9 protein-coding genes are annotated in these 9,142 nt (G+C 60.9%); 6 read left to right on the top strand and 3 right to left on the bottom strand.

Annotated features, from left to right (window positions below; translation table 11 throughout):
• The coding region (locus WFR25_RS25960) for a polysaccharide biosynthesis/export family protein (RefSeq protein ID WP_336975243.1) at window positions 1-877 on the top strand (877 nt) is incomplete at its 5' end.
• A gap of 227 nt (window positions 878-1,104) precedes the next feature.
• Window positions 1,105-2,154 carry a glycosyltransferase gene (locus WFR25_RS25955; RefSeq protein ID WP_336975242.1) on the top strand — a complete coding sequence of 350 codons (1,050 nt, stop codon included), beginning with the start codon at window positions 1,105-1,107 and terminating at the stop codon, window positions 2,152-2,154.
• 76 nt (window positions 2,155-2,230) lie between these two features.
• On the opposite strand, the gene WFR25_RS25950 is transcribed toward WFR25_RS25955, so the two are convergent.
• The gene (locus tag WFR25_RS25950) at window positions 2,231-3,718 is read right to left on the bottom strand and encodes a phosphomannomutase (protein WP_336975241.1); all 1,488 of its coding nucleotides are present in this window, start codon (window positions 3,716-3,718) and stop codon (window positions 2,231-2,233) included.
• A 64-nt stretch (window positions 3,719-3,782) separates the two neighbouring features.
• On the bottom strand, window positions 3,783-4,847 hold the full coding sequence (locus tag WFR25_RS25945) for a mannose-1-phosphate guanylyltransferase/mannose-6-phosphate isomerase (RefSeq protein ID WP_336975240.1): 1,065 nt from the start codon (window positions 4,845-4,847) through the stop codon (window positions 3,783-3,785).
• Between the two features lie 192 nt (window positions 4,848-5,039).
• On the opposite strand from WFR25_RS25945, the gene rfbC reads away from it, so the two are divergent.
• The 4 genes from rfbC to rfbA are packed head-to-tail and all read left to right on the top strand — an operon-like array spanning window position 5,040 to window position 8,466.
• Window positions 5,040-5,603, top strand: a complete 564-nt coding sequence (gene rfbC, locus WFR25_RS25940) for a dTDP-4-dehydrorhamnose 3,5-epimerase (RefSeq protein ID WP_336975239.1) — start codon at window positions 5,040-5,042, stop codon at window positions 5,601-5,603.
• Window positions 5,604-5,607: 4 nt separating this feature from the next.
• Window positions 5,608-6,684 carry a dTDP-glucose 4,6-dehydratase gene (rfbB, locus tag WFR25_RS25935; RefSeq protein WP_336975238.1) on the top strand — a complete coding sequence of 359 codons (1,077 nt, stop codon included), beginning with the start codon at window positions 5,608-5,610 and terminating at the stop codon, window positions 6,682-6,684.
• Window positions 6,681-7,556, top strand: a complete 876-nt coding sequence (gene rfbD / locus WFR25_RS25930; protein WP_336975237.1) for a dTDP-4-dehydrorhamnose reductase — start codon at window positions 6,681-6,683, stop codon at window positions 7,554-7,556. The genes rfbB and rfbD overlap by 4 nt, the downstream gene beginning before the upstream one ends.
• 40 nt (window positions 7,557-7,596) lie before the next feature.
• Window positions 7,597-8,466 (top strand): glucose-1-phosphate thymidylyltransferase RfbA, encoded by an 870-nt coding sequence (rfbA, locus tag WFR25_RS25925; protein ID WP_336975236.1) that lies wholly within the window; start codon window positions 7,597-7,599, stop codon window positions 8,464-8,466.
• A 5-nt stretch (window positions 8,467-8,471) separates the two neighbouring features.
• Here rfbA and WFR25_RS25920 read toward each other — a convergent pair whose 3' ends face one another.
• Window positions 8,472-9,137: an RES family NAD+ phosphorylase gene (locus tag WFR25_RS25920; protein ID WP_336975235.1), complete on the bottom strand. Its 666-nt coding sequence runs from the start codon at window positions 9,135-9,137 to the stop codon at window positions 8,472-8,474.
• Window positions 9,138-9,142 lie beyond the last annotated feature (5 nt).

The raw sequence follows: 9,142 nt of genomic DNA, 5'->3' as shown, positions 1-9,142 counted from the left end.
GTTCGGCAGTTCCGGCAGTGATGTACGGCTAGGATCGACCAGTTCCGGCGCGCTTGCCCGTGGCACGCCCTTGCCCGAGCAGATGGTCGACAGCGACGGCCAGATCACCATTCCCTTCGTGGGCCGCGTCATGGCGGCGGGGCGTACGCCACAGGAGATTGCGCGCACCATCACCACCCGGCTGACCGGCAAGGCGCATCAGCCCCAGGCGATCGTGCGCCTGTCACGCAACGCCGCGGCGAACGTGACTGTCGTAGGGGAAGTCGCCAATAGCGCGCGCGTCCCCCTTACATCGCGCGGCGAACGTGTTCTGGATGTTCTGGCGACCGCCGGGGGCGTAAGGCAGCCTGTCGGCAAGATGACGATCCAGATCACGCGCGGGACGAAAGTATCTTCGCTTCCGATGGAGACAGTGGTTCGCGATCCCCGGCAGAATGTCCGGCTTGAACCTGACGATGTCATGACCCTGCTGTTCCAGCCCTACAGCTTCACCGCGCTGGGCGCTATCGGCAGGAACGACGAACTGCCTTTCGAGGCGACCGGGCTGACGCTGGTGCAGGCGCTTGGCCGTATTGCCGGGTTGCAGGATTCGCGCGCCGACGTGAAGGGCGTGTTCATCTTCCGGCTTGAGGATCCGGACATGCTCGATCCGGAAGCGCGCGCGACCGCGCGCCTTACGCCGGACGGCAAGGTGCCGGTTATTTACCGCATCAACATGAAGGACCCCTCGACCCTCTTCATCGCGCAAAGCTTTCCGATCCGGGACAAGGATGTTCTCTATGTCTCCAACGCGCCGCTGGCCGACATCCAGAAGTTTGTGAATGTTATCTACTCCACATTCCTGCCCGTCGCGACGACGGTGCCGGCGTTGCGGTAAGGGCCTGGCCCACGCTTTGGAGTAGCGTTGTCGTGAAGCCTTTCTGGAATCTGTTGCCGCATCGTATTGAGCAGGCAGTTACTGGTGGTCGGGTTCGGAAGCTCCGTGCCAAATATCAACGCAGTAATGGTCCATCGGCGACGGCGCCCGCTATGCAGGCCCCAAGGCGTCTGTATGTCGATTTGGCTGTCATCAGCAGGCATGACGCGGGAACCGGGATCCAACGCGTGGTCCGGGCTTTGGCCCTTGCACTGATCGAAGAAGGGCCAAAGGATTGGGATATCCATTTCGTTGCGGCTGACCGGCGCCGTCCCTATCATGCCATATCCTGGCCCAAGGCCAACGCGATCATCGATCCTACCGAAATCGAAGGGCGACCCGGCGACCTGTTCCTGGGACTTGATTTTTCCCTCGACACGATCCGCCGCTATCGCGGTCAGCTGACCCGGTTTCGGCGCAATGGCGGTCAGTTCTGGTTTCTGATTTGCGATCTTCTGCCGGTGGAGAAGCCCGGATGGTTTTCGCCTAACAACGTCACCCGCTACAAGGCGTGGCTCGATACCATCGTCGGCATCAGCGACGGCTTTCTGTGCATATCGGCCCAAACAGAGAGCGATTTGAAGCGGGTTCTGGATGCGCGTTACGGACTGACCGACGGTTACCGGACGAGCATAGTGCCGATGGGTTATGATATCCGAGAGTCTCTTCTGGATAGGATAGCGATCGAAAGCCCGGCGACTACCGTGCGGTTCGATACGTCCATCCCTTTTTCGCTGATGGTGGGTACGCTCGAGCCGCGCAAGGGGCACGCCGATATTCTGGCAGCGTTCAGCGAACTCTGGCGCCAGGGGGCCGAAAACCGCTTGGTATTGGTGGGCCGAATGGGGTGGCATATCGAGGATCTGCGGGATGCAATCCGAACGCACCCCGAATATGGCGGCAAGCTACTGTGGTTTGACGATGTGGGCGACTTGGAACTGGAGCGGATTTATCAGGCCTGCGAGGGGGTAATCATCGCCTCCCATGCCGAAGGGTTCGGATTGCCGCTGATAGAGGCGCTGGGGCATGACAAGCCGGTGCTGGCGCGCGATCTGCCCATATTCTCAATCCATAAAGAGTTGGGTGTCTGCTACTTCCCGGTCGACGCAGGGTCACGGGATCTTGCCATGTGCATTGAGCGGTGGATCAAGGATGTGCAGGCGGGACAGATAAAGGTGGTTCGGCCAAGCGCAGGTTGGCAGGATTCAGTCAGGGCGCTGCTCTCGTCCATCGCATAATTAGGCAAGATTTTTAAGTATCGGACTATGCTACTGGCTGCAGCCAATAATTGCTACCTCCAGCGGCATTCTGATCTTAAGCTGCCGGCAGCTTCCCAATTTTACCAAGAACTTGCTCATTAAGCTTGGCCGCGCGCTCGGCGGAAGCGCTTTCGGTGTAGCAGCGCAGTTCCGGGGCATTGCCGCTAGGCCGCAGGTGGATGATATCCCCCTCTTCAAAGCTAATGCGCAAGCCATCCGTCGTGTCGAAGGCGATGGCGGTGCCAGCCAGATCATCGAACATCTGCGTCAGACGCGCCAATATGTCCGCTTCCGTGCCTTCCTGAAGTTGGCTGAGAAGCGCCTGGCTCTGATCGGTGGGATAGTTTTGGAGGCGTTCGCTGAACGTGTAGCGGGCCGGTAATGTAGCCTGAAGGGCGGACAGCGTCATGCCCCTGCGCTGTGCGTAGACCAGAGCCGCAATCATGGGCAGGACGGCATCGCGCGTGGGAAGGGCCGGCAGGCGCCGCCCCTCATGGTCGATAACTGTTCCGAGCAAAAAGCCGCCATTGGCCTCATACCCGCACACCGTCGTTGATCCATCGATCAGGGCGTTCATGGCTTCGATCACATAAGGCGAGCCAATGCGGGTGCGGCGCACCTGTTTGAAGGTGTTGGAGCGCTCCAGAGCCGTGTTGCAGCTGACCGGCGCTGCCACCGCCTCGATCCCCAGTGCCTGGGCACATATTATGCCCAGCACGTCGCCCCGCATCCACGCGCCGGTTTCATCCGCGAGCAGGGGGCGGTCTGAATCGCCGTCTGTGGAAAGGATCGCATCGAGCGTGAATTCGGCTGCCCATTGCCGCGCCAGCACCTGATCCTGCGGGCGGACGGCTTCTGTATCGACGGGAATGAAGGTTTCGGACCGGCCAAGGCGGACAACCTGCCCACCAAGCTGTTCAACAATCGTGACCAGAACATCCCGGCCCACAGCGGAATGTTCGTAGACGCCCAGCGTCAGCCCCTGCAGCGCCTTTGGCCCGAAAAATTCAACATAACGCGCCACATATGCGGTCACGACATCGACCAGGGGTCCGCTATCCTGCGCGACTTTCAGCATTCCTTGTGCGTCGAACAGGTCCGGGAGGCGCACGTCCTGAGCGCGCATGGCCAGTTCGTCGGGCTTGAGGATCTCCCCATCGGTGCGGTTGAACTTGATGCCGTTGCGGTCATCGGGAATGTGGCTTCCGGTCACCATCAGCGAAGGGATGCCCTGCGCAAAGCCATAGGCCGCGACCGCAGGTGACGGGACAAAGCCGCAATAGTCAGGGGTTCCACCCCTATGCCGAACTGCCGCCGCGCACGCTGCCATGATGCGGGGCGTGGACGGCCGCAGGTCGCCTGCGATCGCCACATGCCCGCCGGGTGCAAACTGACCGATATTCTCAAGATGTTGCAGGAAAGCGCAGGTGTAGGCGAAACAGACGCTGTCCGTCATGGCGCTCACCAAGCCCCGCGCGCCACTGGTTCCAAAAGCGATCCCGGAACGGGCCATCAGGTCAGCAACCGAAACAGTCTGCGTCATATATCCTCATATTTTCGCACTATGCGCTATCGCTTGGCGCCCAGTCAGAAGAGAACTGGGCCGGTCAGATAGCCGCGTCCTTGATCGCCTCGGTCACCTTGCGCACTTTCTGGGATTCACCCCGGCGCAGGATCATGACCTCGCCCTGCGAGACGACGACAATCAGGTCATCGACATCCACGAGCGTGACCCGCGGGCCGTCTGTATGGATAAGGCAGTTGCGCGCGCCCAGAGCCAGCACCTCTCCGCGAACAGCGTTGCCATCACCATCTTTGGTGCTGATGGTGTGCAGCGAATCCCAGCTTCCGACATCCGACCAGCCCATGTTCACCGGCACGCAGGCGACACGGTCTTCCCGTTCCATGATGGCATAGTCGACCGAATCCGATGGGCAAGTGGCAAAGGTCTGCGGGTCGGGGGAGACGTGTAGGCCGTTGCGTTCCGCTCCTTCCAGCGAAGCCTTAACCGCAGCCAGCATGGCGGGCTGATGGCGCTCCAGCGCCGCCAGATAGGCGTCAGCGCGAAACAGGAAGATGCCGGCATTCCAGACATGATTGCCTTCAGCCAGCATCGCAACGGCACTGGCAGTATCGGGCTTTTCAACGAAACGCGCGACTTTGTGAACCTGATCACCGCAGGTCTCGCCCATCTTGATATAGCCATAGCCGGTTTCAGGCGCATCCGGCGTGATGCCGAATGTGACCAGCCAGCCCTCCGCCACCAGCGGCAGGGCGCGGGCGATCGCTTCATGAAAGGCTGGCAGGTCGGCGATAATATGATCGCTGGGCATGACCAGCATGACATCGCTTGGCTGCGTTTCAAGGGCAGCCAGCGCAATGGCGGGCGCCGTGTTGCGGCCAAAAGGCTCGAGCAGGACGAGATAATCATTGACCCCGCTGGCACGGAGCTGCTCGTCAATAATGTCTGCGTGGGCTGCATTGGCAACCAGGATCGGGCGTCCGACAGAGGTCTGGCAGCCATCCGCCCGCTTGATGGTGAGCTGCAACATGGTCTCGTCCGCCGTGAGCGGGAGCAGCTGTTTCGGGCGCTCAGGCCTTGAAACGGGCCAGAGTCTGGTGCCGGACCCACCGGATAAAACAACGGGGACAATTTTAAGGCTGTTGATCATGAACTCGCCTGGATAAGAAATAGGAACCTTGAAGTGCGGCCCGTGAACCGCCCCATCTGCGCGCGCTGCATGAGCGTAAAAGTGTCTGCTTGCCAAGCGTTTTAAAAATGCGCGATGCCCATGGCATCTTATTTCGAAGATCGTTGCGAAAATGTTCTGGATCTGATGAAGGCTGGCCCTAGGAGGTAAAGCATGGAAATCCAGACTTTTGATATTTTTGGTATCAAGCTACTCACGCCCCGCCACATCGGCGACGAGCGCGGTTATTTTGCCGAGACATTCCGCGCCGATATCTTCGACCAACATGTCGGCGATTATGGTTTCGTTCAGGATAATGAGTCCATGAGCGCCAATGCAGGCACCATTCGCGGCCTGCATTTCCAGAGCGAACCTCATGCTCAAGGCAAGCTGGTGCGCTGCACCGCGGGCGCACTGTTCGATGTCGCTGTCGACATTCGCCAGGGATCGCCCACCTATGGACAGTGGGTCGGCGAGACCCTGACCCCTTACAATGGCAAGCAACTCTGGGTGCCGCCGGGTTTCGCGCACGGCTTCTGCTCACTCGAACCCGATACGGTAATCGCTTACAAGGTCACCGACTATTACAGCGCCGAATGTGACAAGGGTCTGGCTTGGGACGATCCGGCGATCGGCGTGAGCTGGCCCGACATTGCCGATCCCGAAACTCTTTCGCCCAAGGACCGCAAGCAGCCGCTTCTGTCTGACCTGCCCGACTATTTTAGCTGGAGCGAATAATCTCATGCGCGTGATTGTCACCGGCGGCGCCGGCTTCATCGGTTCGGCCCTCGTCCGCTATTTGGTGCTGGAAAAGGGCTATGACGTCCTCACCATTGACGCGCTGACCTATGCGGGCTGCGAAGCGTCACTCAAGGAAGTGGAGGGCCGGAACAACCATCGCTTCCTGCAAGCCAATATCTGCGATCGCGCAGCGATGGACGAAGCGATCGCCGGTTTTGCGCCCGATCGCATCATGCATCTGGCCGCCGAAAGCCATGTCGACCGCTCGATCACCGGCGCGGCCGACTTCATCCAGACCAATGTCGTAGGCAGCTTCACCCTGCTGGAAGCCGCGCGTGCCTATTGGAGCGGGCTTGAGGGCGACGCCAAAGCTGCATTCCGTTTTCTCCATGTCTCGACCGACGAGGTCTATGGCTCGCTGGGCGATGAAGGCCTGTTCGAGGAAACGACCCCCTACGATCCCAGCTCGCCCTATTCGGCGTCGAAGGCCGCGTCCGACCATCTCGCCAAGGCATGGCAGCGCACCTATGGCTTGCCGGTGGTGGTGTCGAACTGCTCGAACAATTACGGGCCGTACCACTTCCCTGAAAAGCTGATCCCGCTCACCATCCTCAATGCGCTCGAAGGGCGCAAGCTGCCGGTCTATGGCAAGGGCGAGAATGTGCGCGACTGGCTCTATGTCGACGATCATGCCCGTGCGCTCGACATCATCATCGAACGTGGCGTGCCCGGCGAAACCTATAATGTCGGCGGCCGTAACGAGCGCAGGAATATCGATGTCGTGCGCCGCATCTGCGCCGTGCTGGATGCACTGGTCCCGACCGAGGCCCCGCGCGAAGGGCTGATCGACTATGTGACCGACCGCCCTGGCCATGATGCGCGCTACGCCATCGACGCGACCCGCCTCGAAACCGAACTGGGCTGGCGCGCGCAGGAGAATTTCGACAGCGGCATTGAAAAGACGGTGCGCTGGTATCTGGAGAATGACTGGTGGTGGCAGCCGCTGCGCGCCCAGTATGACGGCCAGAGGCTGGGCCTGTCGGAATCTACCCTCGCTGCGGAAGCCGTAAAGGCATGAGGATCGCCGTCACCGGCCAGGCCGGGCAGGTCGTCACCAGCCTTGTCGAACGTGGCGCTGCTGCCGGGCATGAGGTGATCGCGATCGGTCGGCCGCAGCTGGATCTGGCCGATACCGCGTCCGTCATGCGCGCGCTGGAAGCCGCTGCGCCTGACGCTATCGTGTCGGCGGCCGCCTATACGGCGGTAGACAAGGCGGAGAGCGAGAGCGACCTTGCCCATGCGGTTAATGGCGCGGGTGCGGGTGCCGTGGCGCAGGCGGCAAGGGCGTTGAACGTACCGCTCATCCATATTTCGACCGATTATGTGTTCGATGGCACGCTGGATCGCCCCTATACAGAAAGCGACCCTACCGGCCCTACCGGCGTCTATGGCGCGTCCAAGCTGGCGGGTGAACAGGCCGTACTGGCTGCACATGGCGACAATAGCGCGATCGTGCGCGTGGCCTGGGTCTATAGCCCGTTTGGCGCCAATTTCGTCAAGACGATGCTACGCCTTGCCGGCGACCGGGACGAGGTGTCGGTCGTCGCCGACCAAGTAGGCAACCCGACCAGCGCGCTGGAGATAGCCGATGGTATCCTTCGGATATCTACCAATCTGGTATCCGATGGTAACCCGGCCCTGCGCGGTATTTTCCACATGACAGCGCAGGGCGAGGCAAGCTGGGCGGACTTCGCCGAAGCCATCTTTGCCGCATCGGCTGCGCGTGGTGGCCCGTCGGCGTCGGTGCGGCGGATCGGTACGGCTGATTATCCCACGCCCGCCACCCGGCCCGCCAATTCGCGGCTCGATTGTGGCCTTATCGCGCAGGTCCATGGCATTGTCTTGCCCAACTGGCGGAAGTCGCTGGAAACCGTGATCGCGCGCCTGTAACCGGCAGCACACCGAACGATATTCTAAAAGGGAACGACGAATGAAGGGCATCATCCTGGCCGGCGGCAGCGGCACGCGCCTCTATCCCATGACGCTGTCGACGTCGAAGCAGCTCATGCCCGTCTATGACAAGCCGATGATCTATTATCCGCTAACCACGCTGATGCTGGCGGGCGTCCGCGAAGTGCTGATCATCTCCACCCCGCGCGACCTTCCTTCCTTCCAGGCGCTGCTGGGCGACGGATCGGCCTGGGGCATGACCTTGGAATATGCCGAGCAGCCCAGCCCCGATGGTCTGGCGCAGGCCTATATCATCGGCGCCGATTTCGTCGCGGGGCAGCATTCCGCACTGATTCTTGGCGACAACATCTATCATGGTCATGGACTGCCCGAAATTCTTGCCAATGCCTCGTCGCGCAGTGAGGGGGCCAGCGTCTTTGCCTATCATGTCCACGATCCCGAACGCTATGGCGTGGTCAGCTTCGACGATGCAATGAAGGCGGTCACCATCGAGGAAAAGCCGGAAAGCCCCAAGTCTAACTGGGCGGTCACGGGCCTCTATTTCTACGATGCGCAGGTGGTCGATATTGCCGCCAACATGAAGCCCTCAGCCCGCGGCGAGCTGGAGATCACCGATGTCAACCGCGTCTATCTGGAACGCGGTGACCTGCATGTCGAGATCATGGGCCGCGGCTATGCCTGGCTCGATACCGGCACGCCTGACAGCCTGCTCGACGCTGCGGAGTTCGTTCGCGTGCTGGAGAAGCGGCAGGGCTTTAAGATCGCCAGCCCGGAGGAAATCGCTTTCCGTCAGGGTTTCATCGACGGGCCGCAGCTGGAAAAGGCGATCGTGAAGCTCGGGAAATCCGACTATGGGCGCTATCTGGGCGGGATATTGGCGGAAGCTTGAGGCCTTCAGGGTGCGCTTAAACGGCGCACTTCGATTGCCCGGCCCTTGGCCTCCATGCTGATCTCATAATGATCGGTCTGTAGGACATCGGTGATATGGGGCGGAATGAAGGCGACGATGTTCGTGCCGCTTCGCCGTCGGAGGCTGTCGAAGAGGATGCCCGCCTGCCCCTCGGCCCGGACGGCCTCGCCAAAGAGCTGGGCAGCGCCATAGCTTTCGGATCGATAGATGTCTGGCTGAGCGGCCTGCAATCCAAGGATATCGCGATACTCATCGCCCAGCAGTCTGGCGGAGTAGGTCCGGTAGATCCGGCTCATGCCCGGCACGTTGCGAGCAAGTGCTTCGCGGCGCAGATGATGGCCCACCTCGGCAGCGGCCGTTTCGATTTCCTTCGAAGCATACCAGGCACCTAGTTCTGGGCCGTTGAACCGCATGCCTTCTGGTGCCGCATGAAGGAAGGTCGCCATGATCACGCTGGCATTGGCGCGACCATAGACCCATTGGGATCTGGGCAACCGATCTAGCCGATCGGCGACTAACCGGTCATTGGTCCACCCGGCCAGTTCCATCACCGCCTGCGCATCAGCCGCCGTCGTAACGGTGTCGAACAGCCCGATCGGGGGGAAGCGGGACGGGATGAGGCGGAAGCTGGGATTCGGGGCGCTGGCCATAGTCC

Source organism: Sphingobium aromaticiconvertens, from assembly GCF_037154075.1.
Lineage (GTDB): Bacteria > Pseudomonadota > Alphaproteobacteria > Sphingomonadales > Sphingomonadaceae > Sphingobium > Sphingobium aromaticiconvertens.
This window is presented reverse-complemented; position numbering and strand designations above follow the sequence as displayed.

Bases quoted from the DNA above. Each gene is read 5' to 3' on its own strand.
- WFR25_RS25950 (WP_336975241.1), bottom strand. From the start codon at position 3,718: ATGACGCAGACTGTTTCGGTTGCTGACCTGATGGCCCGTTCCGGGATC.
- WFR25_RS25945 (WP_336975240.1), bottom strand. From the start codon at position 4,847: ATGATCAACAGCCTTAAAATTGTCCCCGTTGTTTTATCCGGTGGGTCC.
- rfbC (WP_336975239.1), top strand. From the start codon at position 5,040: ATGGAAATCCAGACTTTTGATATTTTTGGTATCAAGCTACTCACGCCC.
- rfbB (WP_336975238.1), top strand. From the start codon at position 5,608: ATGCGCGTGATTGTCACCGGCGGCGCCGGCTTCATCGGTTCGGCCCTC.
- rfbD (WP_336975237.1), top strand. From the start codon at position 6,681: ATGAGGATCGCCGTCACCGGCCAGGCCGGGCAGGTCGTCACCAGCCTT.
- rfbA (WP_336975236.1), top strand. From the start codon at position 7,597: ATGAAGGGCATCATCCTGGCCGGCGGCAGCGGCACGCGCCTCTATCCC.
- WFR25_RS25920 (WP_336975235.1), bottom strand. From the start codon at position 9,137: ATGGCCAGCGCCCCGAATCCCAGCTTCCGCCTCATCCCGTCCCGCTTC.